Consider the following 18011-nt stretch of genomic DNA (forward strand, 5'->3'; position numbering starts at 1 on the left):
TGCTCAGGAGATCGGCTTGATGACGTACCCGACGCCACGCACCGTGTGGATCATCGGCTGCTCGCCGGCGTCGATCTTCTTGCGCAGGTACGAGATGTAGATCTCGACGACGCTGGACTTGCCGCCGAAGTCGTACGACCACACGCGGTCCAGGATCTGCGCCTTGCTCAGCACGCGGCGGGGGTTGCGCATCAGGAACCGCAGCAGCTCGAACTCGGTGGCGGTCAGCTCGATGGGCCGTCCGGCACGGGAGACCTCGTAGGACTCCTCGTCGAGCACCAGGTCACCCACGACGATGCGCGAGTCACCCGCCTCGGAGACGGAGATCTGCGAACGACGGATCAGTCCACGCAGGCGTGCGACGACCTCTTCGAGCGAGAACGGCTTGGTGACGTAGTCGTCACCGCCGGCGGTCAGCCCCGTGACGCGGTCCTCGACCGAGTCCTTCGCGGTGAGGAACAGCACCGGGGTGTCGTCGTTGTTCTGGCGCAGCCGGTTCAGCACCTGCAGGCCGTCGAGGTCGGGCATCATGACGTCGAGCACCATGGCGTCCGGCTTGAACTCGCGGGCCTTGGCCAGGGCGTCCTGGCCACCGTTCGCGCTCGTGACGTCCCAGCCCTCGTAGCGGAGCGCCATCGAGAGCAGGTCGGTGAGGCTGGCCTCGTCGTCGACGACGAGGATGCGCAACGGGGATCCGTCGGCACGTGTGAGGCGCGGGGCTGTCTGCGGCGGGGAGATGGTCACGTGTTCGAGTGTCGAAGGGATTCCTATGAGTGGTCTGTGGAGCACCCCTCCACGCTCTGTGGATGATCCGGCAGTGCGCGGAGGAGCGTCTCCGTAGCGTCGGCCGCATGATCCGTTCCGCAGCCTGGCCCGCCGGTGCCACCGCCGTCGACGTCGACGCGCTCACCGCAGCGGCCGGGAGGACCGGCTCGGCCCCGGCAGACCGGCTCGCCCTGGCGCGCGCGGTCGCGGCCACCACCCCACCACTGACCGCAGGCACGGCCGGCCGGGTGTTCGTCACGCTCGCCGCGGTCGCCGCGGTCGACGTCGCGCTGGCCCGCACCGTCGAACCGCACCTCGACGCGCTCGGGATCCTCGCGCAGGCCAGGGTCGCCGCGCCGGCCGGGTCGACCTGGGGCGTCTTCGCTGCCGAGGCGTCCGGCGTCCGGTTGACGGCGATGCCCGCCGCCGACGGCTCCGTGCTGCTCGAGGGCACCAAGCCGTGGTGCTCGCTCGCGTCGTCGCTGTCGCACGCACTGGTGACCGCGCACGTCGGGGACGCTCGGCAGCTGTTCGCCGTCGACCTTCGCCAGGACGGTGTGACCCCGCACGACGAGGCCTGGGTCGCGCGCGGGATGCCCGACGTGCCGAGCGGCCCCGTCGACTTCGACGGGGTGTCGGCGAGCGCCGTCGGTGGACCCGGCTGGTACCTGACCCGTCCGGGCTTCGCGTGGGGCGGCATCGCGGTGGCGGCGTGCTGGTGGGGCGGTGCGGTGGGCCTCGCACGGGTCCTGCGTGCGCACGCCGGGGCCCGCCCGGACGCGGAGCTGCTGCACGTCGCGCTCGGTGGGGTGGTGGCGGACCTGGCCGACGCCGAGGACGCCCTCGCCGATGCCGCAGCCCGGATCGACGTCCGGCCGACGGACGCTCCAGCCGCCCCGGACGTCGACTGGGCGCTGCTCGCGCAGACCGTCCGCTCGCGGGTCCGCCGTGCCGTGGACGCCGTGCGCACCAGGACCGTCGGCGCCGTGGGCCCGGGTCCGCTGACGTCCGACCCCGCGGTGGCGGCCCGGGTCGCCGACCTGGAGCTGTACGTCCTGCAGGACCACGGCGACCGGGACCTGGCGCGCATCGGCCGGATGGTCCTCGAGCGCGGCGGTGTCGCGTGGTGACGTTCGACCACCGCGAACCGGGTACCGCGCCCGAGGACTGGACGGCCTTCCTCGACACCCTCCACCCCGTGCTGGTCGACCTGACCGACATCGCCGCCGTGCTGGTCGTCGCGCCGCACCCGGACGACGAGACCCTCGGCGCCGGTGGACTCATCGCCGTGGCGGCCGACGCCGGGCTGCCCGTGCACGTCGTCCTCGCGACGCTCGGCGAGGGGTCGCACCCGGACTCGCCCACCACCACGCCGTCCGAGCTCGCCGCGACCCGGGCCGCCGAGTTCCGGGAGGCCGTGGCGACGCTGCACCCGTCCGTCACGGCGGAGCCGCTCGGCATCCCCGACGTCGGGCTCCGTGAACGGCCGGACGTCCTGCGCGCGGCCCTGCTCGCCCGGCTCGACGCCACCGCCGGGCGCACGCTGCTCGTGGCGCCGTGGTCGGGCGACGGTCACCGCGACCACCGCGTCGCCGGCGAGGTCGCCACCGCGGTCGCCGCGGACCGCGACGACGTCGCGCTGCTGTCGTACCCGGTCTGGGCCTGGCACTGGGACGACGTCCGAGCGCCGGCCGCGCCGTGGCACACCGCCCGCGCGCTGCCGCTCACGGCGGCGATCCGTTCCCGCAAGCGCGCGGCCCTGGGGACCCATCGTTCCCAGGTCCTGCCGCTGTCTCCGGCGCCGGGTGACGAACCCGTCGTCGACGAGCGGCACGCTGCGCACCACCTGCGCGACACCGAGTGGTACTTCGGTGCGATGGGCTCGGGGTCGGGCTCGCGGTCCCGTGCGTCGTTCGACGAGCACTACGCGCGGAAGCCCGAGGGGTGGGACTTCGACGGGTCCTGGTACGAGCGGCGGAAGCGTGCCCTCACCCTCGCCGCGATCCCCCGCGAGCGCTACCGGTCCGCAGTCGAGATCGGCTGCGCCACCGGCGTGCTGACGGCAGCGCTCACCGAGCGTGCGGACGCGGTGCTCGGCACGGACATCGCCGCCGCTCCCCTCGCCCGGGCTCGGATCCGGGCACCACGGGCACGGTTCGTGCAGGCGGCGCTGCCCGACGAGTGGCCCGCGGGACACTTCGACCTGGTCGTGCTGTCCGAGGTCGGCTACTACCTGTCGCCAGCGGACCTCGACGCCACGATCGACCACGTCCTGGCGTCCCTGGACGACGACGGCGTGCTCGTCGCCTGTCACTGGCGGCACCCCGACGACCAGGCGGTGTCGAGTGGCGACGCCGTGGATGCCCGGCTCACCGCGCGTTGGCCCCGCGCAGCCCTGGTCCGCCACGTCGAGGACGACTTCGTGCTGAGCGTCCTGCCCGGTCCAGCGGTGTCCTCGGTCGCGCGGGCCCAGGGACTCGTCCGGTGACGGCCCGCATCGACGTCGTCGTCCCGGCGCACGACGAGCAGGACCGGATCGGCGCGTGTCTGGCAGCGCTCGAGGTCGCCGTGGGGCGGCTGCACGGCGAGCGGCCCGGCGTCGAGGTCGGTGTCACCGTCGTCCTCGACGGCTGCTCGGACGACACCGCCGGCCTCGTTGCCCGGCACCGGGTGCGGGTCCTCGAAACGCCGCACGTGGGCGTCGGGCGAGCGCGGTCACTCGGCACGGCGCAGGCGCTGGCGTCCGCACCGGGTGGGCTGCATGCGGTCTGGCTCGCCCACACCGATGCCGACTCCCGCGTCGACCCGGGCTGGCTCGTGCAGCAGGCCGACGCCCTGTCCGACGGCCTGCACCTGCTGGTCGGTGCGGTGGTGCCGGACCCCGACGACCTGACGGCCGACGTCCTCGACCGGTGGCGACTCGCGCACCCACCGGGCGCCGCACTCGGACACGTGCACGGGGCGAACCTCGGCATCCGCGCGGACGCGTACGTGGCGGTCGGCGGCTTCGACCCGGTGCGCGAGCACGAGGACGTCCGGCTGGTCGAACGGGCTCGCGCGCTGGGTCTGCAGGTGCGGGCGACGACCGAGCTGCCCGTGGTGACGAGCGGCCGGTTCGACGGACGGACCCCGGGCGGCTACGCCGAGCACCTCCGGCGGACCTACGCCCCTTAGACGACTCATGGGAACGCCTTGGCCCGGTCATCGCCGGCGTCCCTAGCTTCTCCTCAGGTCGGCCCCGCCGCGCTCCCGATGCGCGACCGGTGACCAGCGAGCCGGCCCCACCGAGGAGAACCATGTTCCTGACCTACCTCCGGCGCGAACTCACGAACCGCCGGAAGCAGACCGTCATCATCGCGATCGGCATGGCACTCGCCATCGCGCTCGTGGTCATCGTCTCCTCGATCGCGGGCGGCGTGAAGGCAGCGCAGTCGAGCGTGCTGCAGTCCGTGTACGGCGTCGGCACCGACATCACCGTGTCGAAGACCGAGACCCCGTCGTCGACGAACGGTGGACGCCCGAGCTTCGACTTCGGCGACCAGGGTTCGACCTCCGGCGGCAGCACGGACCTGTCGCAGTCGCGGCTCGCCGTCTCGCGGGGTGCGAGCACACTGACGACCGCGAACGTGGCGACGGTCGCCGGCACCGACGGGGTCAAGGCCGCCACGGGTGTCCTGACGCTCGAGAACAGCACGTTCTCCGGGTCGGTCCAACAGGGCAGCGGCACGGACGGCAGCTCCGGCACCAGCGGGGGCACCAGCACGGGCACGCAGCAGGGACCGCCGAGCGGTGGCACGGGCGAGAGCGGCGGCGGCTTCGGCGGCGGGTCGTTCAGCGTCGACTCGTTCACCGTGACCGGCATCCCCGTCACGGGCGACGCCGTCGGTCCGCTGACCAGCACCGAGATCACGAAGGGCCGCACCTTCACCAAGGCCGACACCGGCAAGGACGTCGTCGTCCTCGACGCCGCCTACGCCAAGAGCGAGTCGAAGGCCGTGGGAGACACGCTGTCGATCGGTGGCAAGGACTTCACCGTGATCGGCATCGTCGCCTCGACGGGGTCCGCCAGCACGACCGGGTCGAACACCTACATCCCGCTCGACACCGCCCAGACGCTCGCCGACCTGGACGGCAAGGTCACCTCGATCTACGTCTCCGCCGACTCGTCCTCCGACGTCCAGGCGATCAAGACCGCACTGCAGGCGAAGCTGACCAGCGCGACCGTGTCCACCGAGTCCGACCTGGCCTCGAGCGTCTCCGGTTCGCTGTCGACCGCGTCGACCCTGGTCTCGAACCTCGGGACCTGGCTGTCGATCGTCGTCCTGGCCGCCGCGTTCCTCATCGCGATCCTGTTCACGATCTCGGGCGTCACCCGTCGCACCCGCGAGTTCGGCACCCTCAAGGCGATCGGCTGGTCGAACGGCCGGATCACCCGCCAGGTCGCCGGCGAGTCCCTCGTCCAGGGCCTGATCGGTGGGGTCATCGGCGCCGCGGCAGGCTTGCTCGGCATCCTGGTCGTCAACGTCATCGCACCGACGATCTCGGCGAGCGCCTCGACCTCGACCGATGCCCGGCCGGGTGCCGGCGGCGGGATGCCCGGCAGTGCAGCCACAGGGGCAGCCGGCAGCGGTGCCGCGGGCGGTGCGCCCGCGGGCGGGTTCGGGGGTGGCGGGGCGAGCGCATCCACCACCGACGTCGTCCTGCACGCGCCCGTGACCGTCGAGGTGATCCTGCTCGCGATCGGACTCGCCGTCCTCGGGGGCCTGATCGCCGGCGCGCTCGGCGGGTGGCGTGCGTCGCGTCTCCGTCCGGCCGAGGCACTGCGGAGCGTTGCGTGATGCCGGGCCCCACCACCGGGACGAACCCGACCGCACCGCACCCCACCACCGGGACGAACCCGACCGCACCGCACCCCACAACCACTGACCGGACCGATCCGGCCACACCCGAGAAGAACCGACAGACCGGAGGACCCACCGTGACCAGCACCGAGACCGCACCGTCCGCGGCGGACGCCAGCCGGGCCTCCCGGCCGATGTACCACCTGACCAACGTGAGCAAGACCTACCAGCAGAAGAACCGGACGGTCACTGCGCTGACGAACGTCGACCTGACGATCCCGCAGGGGCAGATGGTCGCGGTGCAGGGTCCGACGGGTGGGGGCAAGTCGACGCTCCTGCAGATGCTCGGTGCGCTGGACCGGCCGACTGCCGGATCCGTCGCGCTCGGCGACCGCGACGTGGCGAAGCTCGGCGACCGCGCCCTGACCGACCTGCGCGCGACCGAGATCGGCTTCGTGTTCCAGAGCTTCAACCTCATCCCGACGCTCACCGCGCTGGAGAACGTCGAGACCGCGTTCGCCGGGTCGCTGGCGAACCGCAGCCGCGCCGAGATCCGGCAGCGGGCGACCGATGCACTGCAGGAGGTCGGCCTCGGCGAGCGCCTCGACCACCTGCCGGCCGAGCTGTCGGGCGGGCAGCAGCAGCGCGTCGCGATCGCCCGCGCGCTGGTGAAGAACCCGAGCGTGCTGCTGGCCGACGAGCCGACGGGTGCGCTCGACGAGGGCACGCGCGACGAGATCATGGGGCTCATCGAGCGGCAGTGGAAGGACCGTGGGCTGACGGTCGTCATCGTCACGCACGACTCGTGGGTGGCGCGCCGCGCCGAGCGGCGGCTGCACATCAAGCAGGGGCAGGTGCGCGAGGTGCAGTAGCGTCAGCAGACCTGCGCGGGCCTGGAGGCTCGGTGCGCGCCCGCCGCGCACGTCGCGTCCGCCGGACCGCCCCCCTTGGCCATCGCGTGCCCCGCCCACGGACCGCACCCCCGCACCGACATCGCGCCCCGCTCCAACGGGGTGCGATGTCGGTGCCGGGGTGCGGTGTGCCGGACTCCCGGAGTGTCAGCGGGTCGTCGGGTAGTCGCAGTACGCGAACCAGGTCGAGTCGGGGGCCCACGGCGGGACGTTGACGGTGCCCTGCCCGCCCTCGAGCGACACGAGGGTCTCGGGCACGACCGCCATCCGCGCGCCGCGCACCAGCACCCCGGGCAGCAGCCGGAGCTCCACGCGGTGGTCGGCCGGGTGCCCCTGCACGCCGGGCTCGTACGACAGGTACAGCAGGTGGGCGCCGTCCGGTGACACGTGCGGGAACCAGTTCACCCGGTCGTCCGCCGTGATCCGCACGGGGTCGGTCGCACCGGGCGCGAGGGCGACGAGCTGCGCCGTGCCGGGGGTGAACACCTCGGAGTTGAACACGAGCGTGTCGCCGGCGAACGAGCAGCCGTCGGCCGGGAACGCGTCGCGGGTGACGAACGTCGGCGCTCCCGTGGCGGGGTCGACGAGCGCGACGTCGGTCGTCCAGACACCGTCCTCGGACAGCTCCCCCACGATCGACGCCAGCGAGGACCCGTCGGGCGCGATGCCGTGCAGGTAGAACTTGCGCTTGACGGGCAGCTCGGCGGCGGCATCGGTGAGCTGCTCGGTCGCGCCGCCCGCGGGCAGCGGCACGCGGTACAGCTCGCCGTTGCGGGCACTCACCACGACGGCGTCCCCGGACGGCTCGAGCACGTGGTCGTTGTTGATCTCGTCGACGCCGTCCATCGGGACCGGCACCAGGGCGGTTTCGTCGAGCACGGTGCCGGGCTCGGGCAGGTGCAGCAGCCACAGGTCGCCGTTGCCGTTGAGCACGAGCGTGTCGGCGTCGAGCACGTTCGGCGCCTCGACCAGCACGGTGTCCGACGCGAACACGAGCCGACTGGTCCGTGCGGCGACGTCGTACACGTGCACGCGGCTGGTCTGGCCGGGCAGCAGCTGCCGGCCGCGGGGAGTGTCGGTCATGGTCTCATCCTGTCGTGTGCGTGGTGCCGTGGCTGGCGTGGGCAGGCTCCCGACGCAGACGAGTCTCGGCCCGGCGGACATCCTGCGGCGTCTGGGAGCCACATTCTGTCCGCCGAGCCGAGACTCGGCGGTGCGGGTGGTGCGTTGTGCGCGTGCGGCTACTTCACGGCACCGGCGGTCAGGCCGGCGACGAACTGGCGCTGCACGATCAGGAACGCGATGACGACCGGGATCGACACGACCAACGACGCCGCCATGATCTGGTTCCAGTACACGTTCGTCTGCGTCGAGTACTGCTGCAGGCCGACCGCCAGGGTCTGCCCGTTGCCGTTCGTCATGACCGAAGCGAACAGGACCTCACCCCAGGCGGTCATGAACGAGTAGATCCCGACGGCCACCAGACCCGGGCGGGCCGACGGCAGGATGATCCGGAACAGTGCACCCATCGGGCCCGAGCCGTCGACCATCGCGGCCTCGTCGAGCTCGCGCGGGATCGTCTCGAAGTACCCCGCCAGCATCCAGATCGAGAACGGCAGCGTGAACGTCAGGTACGTGATGATCAGGCCGGTCCAGCTGCCGACGAGCTGGATGCCGAGCGAGTTCCCGAGGTTCGTGAAGATCAGGAACAGCGGGAGCAGGAACAGCACGCCGGGGAACATCTGCGTCGACAGGACCGTGGTCGTGAAGGCGCTCTTGCCCTTGAAGTCCCACCGCGACACCGCGTAGGCGGCGAACGTCGCGATGATGAGCGAGAACACGGTCGCGACCGTGCAGACCACGAGCGAGTTGATGAAGTACTGCCCCAGCGGCACCGTCGACCACATGTCGATGAACGGCTGGAACGTGATGTTGGTCGGGATCCACGTGAAGTCGTTCTGCACGTCACCGAGCGGCTTGATGGCCGTGGTGATCATCACGTAGAGCGGCACGACCGTGAACACGGTCAACAGTGCCAGGACGATGATCTTGAAGGACTTGGCGCCCACTGTTTCACGCACGGACGGACCTCCGGTTGGTCACGGCGAGGTAGATGCCGGTGACGACGAGCAGGAACAGCAGGAGCAGCACGCTCATCGCGGCGCCGGAGCCGAAGTTCCAGGTGATGAACGACGCGTTGTAGATGTGGAAGCTGAGCAGGTCGGCCGCCGGGGGCTGCGCCGTCGAGCCGAACAGCACGTAGGGCGTGTTGAAGTCGTTGAAGGTCCAGAGGAACATCACGAGCACGAGCGTCACGTTGACCGGGCGCACCATCGGCAGGGTGATCGAGCGCCACTGCCGGAACGGCTTCGCACCGTCGACCGAGGCGGCCTCGTACACGTCGGCCGGCACGGACTGCAGGCCCGCCATGAGCATGAGGAACGCGAACGGCCAGGTCTTCCAGATCGCCACGACGACGACGGCCACGAAGGCGTTGTTGCCGATCAGCCAGAAGGGACCGCTGCCGCTGAACAGGTGCAGCTGGTCGACCAGGATGTGGTTGATCGCACCGGAGTCACGCTGGAACATGAACTTCCACGTGATGACACCGGCGTACATCGGCAGCGCGTAGGGCACCAGGAACAGCGTGCGGAACAGGCCGCGACCCTTGAAGGGCTTCTGCAGCGCGACCGCGGCCATCATGCCGAAGCCCCACGACAGGCCGACCACCAGCACGGTGAACGCGCAGGTGATCAGGAACGAGTTGAGCAGGCCCTTGCCGATGGCCTGGTTGAAGTCCACGGCCACGGAGTAGTTGTGCAGCCCGGCGAACGGCGCAGCGCCCCAGTTCGCGATGAAGTACTTGGTGAGCTGGATGAAGCTGATCCAGATGCCGGTGAGCATCGGGACGATGTGGATCAGGAGCTCGAAGAGGATGGCGGGACCGACGAGGGCGTACGGCAGCCACGTGATGCGGCGCTTCCCCTTGGGCGGAGGCCCCGACAGTGTCGGTGCCTTCGTGTGCAGCAGGTCGGGCGCCTCGGATTCCGGCAGGACCGTCGTGGACATGGGCAGGGCCTTTCGGCGTCAGGGGTGTTCGTGTTCGGGTGCTCCGCCGACCGTGGCAGCGGTCGCGGCGGTGGGGGGAGGAGACCCGGGGCGTTCCCTGCGGACGCGCCCCGGGCCTCCTGGCTGAGTGCTGGATCAGCCGTTCGCCTGGGACACCTGGTCCTGGGCCGTCTGGAGCGCCGACTTGATGTCGCTGTCCGAGACCGTGCCGCCGGTGGCGATCTTGGCGAACATGTCGTTCATCGCCTTGCCCACCGTGGACTCGAACTGGTCCTCGGCCGGCACGAGCGGGAGCGGCTTCGCCTTGTTGTTGTAGATGTCGAGGAACGTCTTCGTCTGCTCGTCGGTGACCGAGTCAGCAGCGGAGGCGAGCACCGGCAGTGCCGAGTACGGCTTGTCGAGCGTCGACTGCGTGTCCGCGCTCGTCATGTACTTGACGAACTTCAGCGCGCCGTCCTTGTTCTTCGTGTTCTTGAAGATCGACAGGTTGATGCCGGCCGGGAACGAGGCGATGTCCTTGCCGCCCTTGGGGGCGGGGAAGGGGACCACGCCGAACTCGTCGGCGGACATGCCGTTCGACGTGATCGTCGCGTTCGCGTTGTTCTGCGTCAGCATCATCGCGGCCTTCTTGTTCGCGAAGTCCGAGACCGCCTGCGTGCCGTTGTCGTACTGGGCGTTCGAGGTGTTGACGACCTTGTCGCTCTGCATCAGGTCGATGTAGCGCTTGATGCCGTCGACGTTCGCGGACGAGGTGAAGGTCGGCTTGCCGCTCTTGTCGAACCACTCGCCGCCGTTCTGCGCCGAGTTGATGAACGCGAAGTGCGCGTTCTCGGTGTACGAACCACCCGCGATGGTGAAGCCGTACTTGCCGCCCGTGGTGAGCTTCTTGGCGTCGGCGGTCAGGTCCTCCCACGTGGTGGGGGCTTCGATGCCGGCGTCCTTGAACATCTGCTTGTTGTAGTACAGGCCGTACGCCAGGCCGTAGAGCGGGACGCTCGTGACGGTCTTGCCGGGCGCACCGCCGGTGGACAGCGCGACCTTGCCGAACTTGTCGGCGCCGCCGATGGCCTTCATCTCGGAGCTGCCGAACTCCTGGAAGGCGTTCGTCGCCTGGAGCGAGGTGGCCCAGGTGTTGCCGATGTTGACCACGTCCGGACCCTGGCCCGAGGTGACGGCGGTCTGGATCTTGGTCTGCAGGTCGTTCCAGCCGATGACCTGGAGGTTGACCTTGATCCCGGTCTCCTTGGTGAACTTCTTGAGCTCGGGGGTCAGGACCTCCTTGTCGTTCTGCAGGGAGGTGCCCTGGTTGGACGCCCAGTAGGTGAGCGTCTTGGAGTCGCCGGACGAGCCGGATCCTCCGGCTGAGCAGGCTGCGAGGCCGGTCACGGTGAGTGCCGCGGCCGCGGTGATGGCCAGTGCGCGGATGGCAGTGCGCATGACTCTCTACTTTCTCGTCGTTGAGATGGTGCAGGGATGGTGCGTTCGGGTGCTGCTGTGTGGTGCTGCGGGTCGGACCGGAGTCCGCCCCACGGTGCGGGTCAGACCGGAGTCCGCCCCACGGTGCGGGTCAGACCAGGGTCTTCTCCGCGGGGTCCCACCCCTCGTCGAGGGTCTGGGAGGGCGACACGGTGCTCGTCACGAGCACCGCCTCGCCACGTTCGGCTGCCTCGGCGATGGAGACCATCACGTCGAGGACGTGGAAGGCGAGCGCACCGGGGACCCGGTTCGTCTCGCCCGCGCGCAGGGAGCGGGCCAGGTCGACCACGCCGGTGCCACGCGAGTAGGTGGACCCGACGGCGGGGATCGTCTCGGGCTCGTCGGCGCCGTGTGCGTAGAGCTCGGTGTCGCCGTCGAAGTTGTTCGGGTCGGGGAACACCACGGTGCCCGTCTCGCCGGCGATCTCGACGAAGCCGGTGCGTCCGCGGTCGGACTCGAACGAGAACACGCTCTGCGCGCTCCCGCCGTTCTCGAACTCGATCAGGGCGGAGTGGTTCGTCGGGACCTCGACCGGGAACTCGGTGCCCGCCTTCGGGCCGGAGCCGATCGTGCGCGTGGCACGGGACTTCGACGCCGTCGCGGTGACCTTCGACACGGGGCCGAAGGCCTGCACGAGTGTGGTGATGTAGTACGGGCCGATGTCGAACAGCGGGCCGGCACCCACGGCGAACAGGAACTCGGGGCTCGGGTGCCACGACTCCGGCCCGGGGCTCTGGAAGAGCGTCAGACCGTTGAGCGGCGTGCCGATCCGGCCGTCGCGGATGGTGCGCAGGGCGGTCTGCAGTCCGGCGCCCAGGAAGGTGTCCGGAGCGACGGAGACGGTGACGCCGGCGGCAGCAGCGGCGTCACGCAGCTGCGTGGCGCTCGCACGGTCCAGCGCGTACGGCTTCTCGCCCCACACGTGCTTGCCGGCGGCGACCGCCTGCAGTGCGACCTCGACGTGCGCGGCGGGGATCGTCAGGTTGACGACGATCTCGATGTCGTCGTCGGCCAGCAGCTGCTCGACCGAACCCGAGGCGGGCACGCCCCACTTGGCGGCCTGGGCGGCGGCGCGGGGCTCGTCGATGTCGGCGATGAAGCGGACCTGCACGTCGGGGAAGACGGTGAGGTTGCCGAGGTACTGGTCCGAGATGACGCCGGCACCGATGACCCCGACGCCGACGGGGCCCGTGCGGCGGGTCGTGGCGGCAGCGGTCGTGTCGGCCGGAGCGGTCGTGGTGGTGTCGGTCATGCGCGGACCCCCTGCAGGAACGAGTACGAGTCGGTGACGGCCTGGAACACGTCGCCGTCGTGGTCGTCGAGTTCGACCACGTGCTGCGCGTCGGGCGCAGCGGCGAGGATCTCGCGGATCGGCATGATGCCGTTGCCCACGGCGACCTGCTGCTTGTCGTCGTGCGAGCCGTCACCGTCCTTGACGTGCAGGAACCGGACCTTGTCGCCGTACTTGCCGATGACGGCCACCGGGTCGTCACCGCCGACCTTGACCCAGTAGGTGTCGAGTTCGAGCACGACGTCGTCGGACAGCGCGTCGGCGAAGACCTCGTAGGCGCTGACGCCGTCGATGCGGTTCGAGAACTCGAACGCGTGGTTGTGGTACCCGAGCGTCAGGCCGTGGTCGGCTGCGCGGGGTGCGAGTGCACTGAGTTCGCGGGCGATGGCCTCGACGTCCTCGCGGGTGGTCCAGCGGGCCTCGTCGATGTGCGGGTCGATGAGCGTTCCGGTGCCGACCGTCGCGGTGGCGTGGAAGATGCGCTCGAGGCCCTGCTCGCCGGCGTCCAGCAGACGGGCGTGGCCACTCGGTGCGACCAGCCCGGCGTCCTTGAGGGCCGTCGCGTACTCGTCGGCGCGGTCCACGTAGCCGAAGAGCTCGACGTCCGTGAAGCCGATGCCGGCGATGCGCTGCAGGGTGCCGGGCAGATCGGCACTGAGCGCGTCGCGGACCGTGTAGAGCTGGACCGAAAGCGGTTGGGTCACCAGTGTTCTCCTCATCGAGTGGTGCGGTCGTCTCTGACCGATCGTCACACTACGAGCACTTCTGTCGGCGGTCAAGCAGAAGTCCGCAATACTTCGACGCACTTCATTGCGTGGCTCGTTCGATGTGTGTTTCACTCCCTGCATGGTCGACTTGACTCGGACGGCAGCGTCGCCGCCGGTCGGGGCGAGCGAGTTGTTCCAGATCCTGCGCGACGGTGTCCCGCGGACCCGGGCCGAACTCGCTGCACTGACGGGTTCCGCACGCTCCACCATCGGCGTGCGCCTGGACGCCCTGCTCGACGTCGGACTCGTCGGTGCCGTCGAGACCGCCGCGTCGACGGGCGGTCGTCCTCCGGCGCAGGTCGCCCTCGTGCCCACCGCACGCCTGGTCATCGCCGCCGACCTCGGCGCCTCGCACGGTCGGGTCGCGGTCACCGACCTGGTCGCCGCCCCGCTCGCCACGCGCGAGGCGCAGATCGACATCGCCGCCGGCCCCGTCCCCACGCTGACGTGGCTGGTACAGGCGATCGACGAGCTGCTCGACGAGGTCGGCCGGACCCGCGACGACGTCGTCGCGATCGGCATCGGCGTGCCCGGCCCGGTCGAGTTCTCGACCGGGCGCCCCGCGAACCCCCCGATCATGCCCGGCTGGGACGGCTTCGACGTGCCGTCGTGGCTCCGGCAGCACATCCAGGCGCACGTCCTGCTCGACAACGACGTCAACATCGCCGCCCTCGGGGAACGCGAACACGGCTGGCCCGACGTCGACCACCTGCTGTTCGTCAAGGTCGCGACCGGCATCGGCTCGGGCATCGTGTCCGAGGGCCGGCTGCAACGCGGCGCGCAGGGCACCGCTGGTGACATCGGGCACGTGCGGGTGTCGCGCGCGGGCGACGTCCCGTGCCGCTGCGGCAACACGGGGTGTCTCGAGGCCGTCGCCTCCGGGCCCGCCATCGCCCGCGCGCTCCGGGCGAAGGGCCACGACACCCACACGAGCGCCGACGTCATCGCGATGGTCAACCGTTCCGACCTCGACGCCATCTACGCGGTCCGTCAGGCCGGCCGCGACATCGGCGAGGTCCTGGCGACGTGCATCTCGCTCATCAACCCCTCGGTCATCGTGCTCGGCGGTTCCGTCACCCAGGCCGGCGAGCACCTGCTCGCCGGTGTCCGCGAGGTCGTCTACGCGCGCTCCATGCCGCTCGCGACCGAGCACCTGGTCATCGCGCCGTCGCGTGCCGGGGGTGTGGCGGCCCTCCAGGGCGCAGCGTCGCTGGCCATCGGGTACGCGCTCTCCCCCGCCGGCGTCGACGAGCTCGTCGCGTTCGCCGAGGGCCGCCAGCTCGTGTCCTGACCGTCGTCCCGGTCGGGGGCGCCGGACGCAGTGCGCAGTCCGCCCGGCCCGGTCGGTGCGCCGGTTCGGTGATCGACGGTGGTCGGGGGGAGAATCGTCCGGTGACGATCGTGCAGCCCACCCTGTGGGACGACCTGGAGGCCCCACCCGGGTCCGCCACGTCGGCGCGCGCCGTCCACGACGCCTTCACCGCCCTGCGCGGCCACACCGAACGGATCGTCGCGCACTCCTCCGACCGCGTCGCCTGGCTCCGCGCCCGCGCCGCCGGCATCACCGCGACCGACGTCGCCCGGCTGGCGTCGCTGCGCGCCGTCGACGCCGTCGTGCTCGACAAGCGGTACGGCTCCCGGTTCTCCGGCAACGTCTACACCGAGCACGGCAAGGACCGCGAACCCGTCCTGGCCGCCTGGGTCGCCGCCACGCACGGCATCCAGCCCTCGGCCCACCTGTTCCACGCCGCCGCCAACCGTGCTCACCTCGCCACACCCGACGGCGTCGGGCACGACCGCGACGGGCGCCTGCTGCTCGCCGAGATCAAGACGACCTCGCACGGCTGGAAGCGCGTGCCGCGGCACTACCTCCGGCAGGTCTGGTGGCAGCAGTACGTGCTCGGCGCCGACCGCACGTTGTTCGTGTGGGAGAAGCACGACGACTTCGTGCCGATCGCCGACGAACCCGAGTGCACGTGGATCGACCGCGACGACGACCAGATCCGCGGGCTCGTCGCCCTGGCCGACACGGTGCTCGACCGCCTGCGCTCCGCGCGCTGACGCGCCGGGCCGCGCGTGTGGCGCGGCGTCAGAGCGGCTCGCGCAGCACGGTCCGCACGAGGGCCTCTGCCCGCGCCGATGACACCCCGAGACGGCGCATGTCGTCGGCGAACCGTCGCGCGGCGGCCTCGGCCTGGTTGCGGACCTCGTCGAGCGACTGCGCGACCACGGTGCCGGCTCGACCCCGCGACCGCACCAGGCCGTCCGACTCCAGCTCGCGGTAGGCCCGGGCGACCGTGTTCACCGCCAGGCCGAGGTCCGCGGCGAGTCGCCGGACGGTCGGCAGGCGCGTACCCACCAGGAGGGAACCGTCGGTGATCATCGTCCGGTACTGCTGGCGGATCTGTTCGTAGGGCGGCACGCCGGACCCGACGTCGACCCGGATCACTGCGGCGCGCTCCGGACCGCCCGGACACGTGGGAAAGCCACCACGACGAGCACGGCCGCGGCCAGCGAGGTCACCGTCCAGGTCACGGCGGCGAACGCACCGGGTCCGATGAACGGCACGTCGAGTGCACTGATCAGCTCGGGGACGGTGAGCAAGGCCGCTGCGACACCGGTCGCGATGGCTGCAGCCGAGGCGTCCTGCGCCACGAGTCGACGCACCAGGTCCCTGGTCTGCAACTCGGCCTCGTCAGCGGCGCGCTGCGGGGTGCCTGCGACCACCTTGGCGGTCACGAGGGACGACACGAGCACCAGGACGGCCACCATCGTCAACAACAGCGCGGGCGACGGCACCGGCTGCAGCCCGGAGAACCGCGGCGACGTCACCATCGCCAGCACCGTCCAACCGGACAGTCCCACCGCCGCGAGCACCGCGATCAGCGCCGCGCGCCGCATCCGCCGCGGGGTGAGGTCCCGCGCGGGCAGGGCGACCGCCGAGGCGACACGCTGGTCACCCACATGGTGGGACCGGAGCCCCAGTCCCGCCAGCGCGCCGAAACCCGCCGCACCGACGACCGCGCCGACGAGCAACAGGTCCGGGACAGCGCGACCACGATCAGCTCCGGTCCCCCACACGTACACGACCGAGACACCGGTGCCGACGGCGATGCCGATCGCGAGTGCGACGAGACGCCGCCGGTACCAGGCGCGGAGCACCCGATGCGTGGGATCCGTCGCCCGGACCGAACGGCCCACCACCACCGCGAGCACGACGAGCAGCAGTGCGACGCCGATCTCCCCCGCGGCGAGCCAGGCGGTCGAGGCAGAGACGAACGGTGACGGCATGGTGAGGATTGTATTGCTACAGACATTGCGACACAATGCCGCATCCGGCGCGCCGCGCGTCAGACCTTGACGAGGCGCAGCCGGCTCATGCCGACCACCAGGATCCCCATCAGCGCGATGAACACGGCGACGCCCAGGCAGTAGAGCGCCACGACGCCGTAGCCCAGCGCCGGGTCGAGGAACGGGTACGGCACCCACCCGTCTGTGGCGCCACGGATCAGGATGACGATCAGCCAGACCGCCGGGTAGAGCAGGAACCACCACACGTGCTGCAGCAGCAACCGGGCCCGGTCGGAGAACAGCAACCAGTCGAGCACCGCGTACACGGGCAGCACCCTGTGCAGGACGTCGTTCGACCACGGCACCGACGCAGACACGTCGGCGTTGACGAGCAGCGTGTTGTAGACGATCCCCGTCGTGGCGATGTACACGGTCGCGGCACCGCGGAACACGCTCAGACCCGTTGAGCCGCGCTTGCGCCGCGCCGCGCCGATCAGCGTCAGAGCGAACGCGACGGCGATGAACACGTTCGACTGGATGGTGAAGTACCCGAAGAAGTTCCAGAACAGGTACGACTCGAGTTTCGAGCTGACGAGCCACTGGGCGACGATCGCGGCGACGACAGCGATGACGGCGATCAGTCGCAGGGCGTTGACGAGGGTGCGCACACCGCAAACCTATCCGGCCCGATCCCGGACGGGCACGCCGTCGTGGGCACAGACGCAGAACGGCCCCGCATCTGATGCGATGCGGGGCCGTTCGTGGTGTCGGTGACCGTGATCAGCGACTCAGATGCTGTTGACGTCCAGCGGGATGGGCCTGTGGACCCTGTTCCGCAGGTCGTCGTCAGATGCTGTTGACGTCCAGCGGGATGCCCGGACCGAAGGTCGTCGAGACGGCGCCCTTCATGACGTAACGGCCCTTCGAGGCGCTGGGCTTGAGGCGGTTGATCTCCTCGAGCGCGGTCGAGATGTTCTCGTCGAGCTGCTCCGGCGTGAACGAGGCCTTGCCGACGACGAAGTGCACGTTGGCGTGCTTGTCGACGCGGAACTCGATCTTGCCGCCCTTGATGTCGTTGACGGCCTGCGCCACGTTCGGGGTCACGGTGCCGGTCTTCGGGTTCGGCATGAGGCCACGCGGGCCCAGCACCTTGCCCAGACGACCGACCTTGCCCATGAGCTCGGGGGTCGAGACGGCGGAGTCGAAGGACGTGTAGCCCTCAGCGACCTTGGCGATGAGCTCGTCGCCACCGACCTCGTCGGCGCCGGCGGCGATGGCGGCCTCGGCCGCAGCACCCGTCGCGAAGACGATGACGCGGGAGGTCTTACCGGTGCCGTGCGGCAGGATGACGGTGCCACGGACCATCTGGTCCGCCTTGCGGGGGTCGACGCCGAGCTTCAGCGCGACCTCGACCGTGGAGTCGGTCTTCGCAGAGCCGGTCTCCTTGGCCAGGGCGACGGCCTCGGTCGGGGTGTAGAACTTGTCGGCCTCGATCTTCGCGGCCGCGGCCTGGTAGGCCTTGGACTTCTTCGCCATGGTGGTCTCCTTGCGAGATACGTGGTTGGCGAGCCGGCGAGGCTCTCCCACGGAAGGGTTTGGG

18 protein-coding genes are annotated in these 18011 nt (G+C 70.7%); 7 read left to right on the forward strand and 11 right to left on the reverse strand.

The features are described 5' to 3' along the window. Positions 1–3: 3 nt before the first annotated feature. Positions 4–744 carry a response regulator transcription factor gene (locus MT346_RS04830; protein ID WP_308221875.1) on the reverse strand — a complete coding sequence of 247 codons (741 nt, stop codon included), beginning with the start codon at positions 742–744 and terminating at the stop codon, positions 4–6. A 107-nt stretch (positions 745–851) separates the two neighbouring features. On the opposite strand from MT346_RS04830, the gene MT346_RS04835 reads away from it, so the two are divergent. The 5 genes from MT346_RS04835 (at position 852) to MT346_RS04855 (ending at position 6478) form a co-directional block, all read left to right on the forward strand. After that, positions 852–1895 (forward strand): acyl-CoA dehydrogenase, encoded by a 1044-nt coding sequence (locus MT346_RS04835; protein ID WP_243561688.1) that lies wholly within the window; start codon positions 852–854, stop codon positions 1893–1895. Beyond that, on the forward strand, positions 1892–3253 hold the full coding sequence (locus MT346_RS04840; RefSeq protein ID WP_243561689.1) for a bifunctional PIG-L family deacetylase/class I SAM-dependent methyltransferase: 1362 nt from the start codon (positions 1892–1894) through the stop codon (positions 3251–3253). Before MT346_RS04835 ends, MT346_RS04840 begins: the two co-directional genes overlap by 4 nt. Next, positions 3250–3939, forward strand: coding sequence for a glycosyltransferase family 2 protein (locus tag MT346_RS04845; protein ID WP_243561690.1), 690 nt, complete (start codon positions 3250–3252; stop codon positions 3937–3939). The genes MT346_RS04840 and MT346_RS04845 overlap by 4 nt, the downstream gene beginning before the upstream one ends. Before the next feature lie 122 nt (positions 3940–4061). After that, positions 4062–5603 (forward strand): ABC transporter permease, encoded by a 1542-nt coding sequence (locus MT346_RS04850; protein ID WP_243561691.1) that lies wholly within the window; start codon positions 4062–4064, stop codon positions 5601–5603. Between the two features lie 197 nt (positions 5604–5800). Continuing rightward, a complete protein-coding gene (locus MT346_RS04855; RefSeq protein WP_243561816.1) occupies positions 5801–6478 on the forward strand; it encodes an ABC transporter ATP-binding protein in 678 nt (225 codons plus the stop codon). A 186-nt stretch (positions 6479–6664) separates the two neighbouring features. Here the strand turns inward: MT346_RS04855 and MT346_RS04860 are convergent, their stop codons facing one another. From MT346_RS04860 to MT346_RS04885, 6 genes are all read right to left on the reverse strand, one after another. Next, entirely contained in the window at positions 6665–7600 is a 936-nt protein-coding gene (locus MT346_RS04860; RefSeq protein ID WP_243561692.1) for a biopolymer transporter Tol, read from the reverse strand. Positions 7601–7758: 158 nt separating this feature from the next. Next, a complete protein-coding gene (locus tag MT346_RS04865) occupies positions 7759–8598 on the reverse strand; it encodes a carbohydrate ABC transporter permease (RefSeq protein ID WP_243561693.1) in 840 nt (279 codons plus the stop codon). Beyond that, complete coding sequence (locus MT346_RS04870) at positions 8591–9586, reverse strand: carbohydrate ABC transporter permease (RefSeq protein ID WP_243561694.1); 996 nt, start codon at positions 9584–9586, stop codon at positions 8591–8593. The genes MT346_RS04865 and MT346_RS04870 overlap by 8 nt, the downstream gene beginning before the upstream one ends. 135 nt (positions 9587–9721) lie before the next feature. Then, positions 9722–11023 (reverse strand): ABC transporter substrate-binding protein, encoded by a 1302-nt coding sequence (locus MT346_RS04875; protein ID WP_243561695.1) that lies wholly within the window; start codon positions 11021–11023, stop codon positions 9722–9724. A gap of 130 nt (positions 11024–11153) precedes the next feature. Further along, on the reverse strand, positions 11154–12314 hold the full coding sequence (locus tag MT346_RS04880) for a Gfo/Idh/MocA family protein (protein WP_243561696.1): 1161 nt from the start codon (positions 12312–12314) through the stop codon (positions 11154–11156). Further along, positions 12311–13057, reverse strand: coding sequence for a sugar phosphate isomerase/epimerase (locus MT346_RS04885; protein WP_243561697.1), 747 nt, complete (start codon positions 13055–13057; stop codon positions 12311–12313). The genes MT346_RS04880 and MT346_RS04885 overlap by 4 nt, the downstream gene beginning before the upstream one ends. 142 nt (positions 13058–13199) lie before the next feature. Between MT346_RS04885 and MT346_RS04890 the strand changes: the two genes are divergently transcribed. Continuing rightward, positions 13200–14411, forward strand: coding sequence for an ROK family transcriptional regulator (locus MT346_RS04890; protein ID WP_243561698.1), 1212 nt, complete (start codon positions 13200–13202; stop codon positions 14409–14411). 101 nt (positions 14412–14512) lie between these two features. Further along, entirely contained in the window at positions 14513–15181 is a 669-nt protein-coding gene (locus MT346_RS04895) for a YqaJ viral recombinase family protein (protein WP_374202502.1), read from the forward strand. A gap of 28 nt (positions 15182–15209) precedes the next feature. On the opposite strand, the gene MT346_RS04900 is transcribed toward MT346_RS04895, so the two are convergent. The 4 genes from MT346_RS04900 to rplA all read right to left on the reverse strand — a co-directional run bounded on the left by MT346_RS04900 (position 15210) and on the right by rplA (position 17947). Beyond that, positions 15210–15569 carry a GntR family transcriptional regulator gene (locus MT346_RS04900; RefSeq protein WP_243561699.1) on the reverse strand — a complete coding sequence of 120 codons (360 nt, stop codon included), beginning with the start codon at positions 15567–15569 and terminating at the stop codon, positions 15210–15212. Further along, positions 15566–16411, reverse strand: coding sequence for a hypothetical protein (locus tag MT346_RS04905; protein WP_243561700.1), 846 nt, complete (start codon positions 16409–16411; stop codon positions 15566–15568). Before MT346_RS04905 ends, MT346_RS04900 begins: the two co-directional genes overlap by 4 nt. A gap of 59 nt (positions 16412–16470) precedes the next feature. After that, the gene (locus tag MT346_RS04910) at positions 16471–17079 is read right to left on the reverse strand and encodes a Pr6Pr family membrane protein (protein WP_243561701.1); all 609 of its coding nucleotides are present in this window, start codon (positions 17077–17079) and stop codon (positions 16471–16473) included. Between the two features lie 178 nt (positions 17080–17257). Further along, positions 17258–17947 (reverse strand): 50S ribosomal protein L1, encoded by a 690-nt coding sequence (gene rplA / locus MT346_RS04915; protein ID WP_243561702.1) that lies wholly within the window; start codon positions 17945–17947, stop codon positions 17258–17260. Positions 17948–18011: the final 64 nt, after the last annotated feature.

Source organism: Curtobacterium sp. VKM Ac-2922, assembly GCF_022815645.1.
GTDB lineage: Bacteria > Actinomycetota > Actinomycetes > Actinomycetales > Microbacteriaceae > Curtobacterium.

Coding starts and splice junctions, on each gene's coding strand:
- MT346_RS04835 (WP_243561688.1), top strand. CDS start 852: ATGATCCGTTCCGCAGCCTGGCCCGCCGGTGCCACCGCCGTCGACGTC.
- MT346_RS04850 (WP_243561691.1), top strand. CDS start 4,062: ATGTTCCTGACCTACCTCCGGCGCGAACTCACGAACCGCCGGAAGCAG.
- MT346_RS04855 (WP_243561816.1), top strand. CDS start 5,801: ATGTACCACCTGACCAACGTGAGCAAGACCTACCAGCAGAAGAACCGG.
- MT346_RS04860 (WP_243561692.1), bottom strand. CDS start 7,600: ATGACCGACACTCCCCGCGGCCGGCAGCTGCTGCCCGGCCAGACCAGC.
- MT346_RS04870 (WP_243561694.1), bottom strand. CDS start 9,586: ATGTCCACGACGGTCCTGCCGGAATCCGAGGCGCCCGACCTGCTGCAC.
- MT346_RS04875 (WP_243561695.1), bottom strand. CDS start 11,023: ATGCGCACTGCCATCCGCGCACTGGCCATCACCGCGGCCGCGGCACTC.
- MT346_RS04880 (WP_243561696.1), bottom strand. CDS start 12,314: ATGACCGACACCACCACGACCGCTCCGGCCGACACGACCGCTGCCGCC.
- MT346_RS04890 (WP_243561698.1), top strand. CDS start 13,200: ATGGTCGACTTGACTCGGACGGCAGCGTCGCCGCCGGTCGGGGCGAGC.
- MT346_RS04905 (WP_243561700.1), bottom strand. CDS start 16,411: ATGCCGTCACCGTTCGTCTCTGCCTCGACCGCCTGGCTCGCCGCGGGG.
- rplA (WP_243561702.1), bottom strand. CDS start 17,947: ATGGCGAAGAAGTCCAAGGCCTACCAGGCCGCGGCCGCGAAGATCGAG.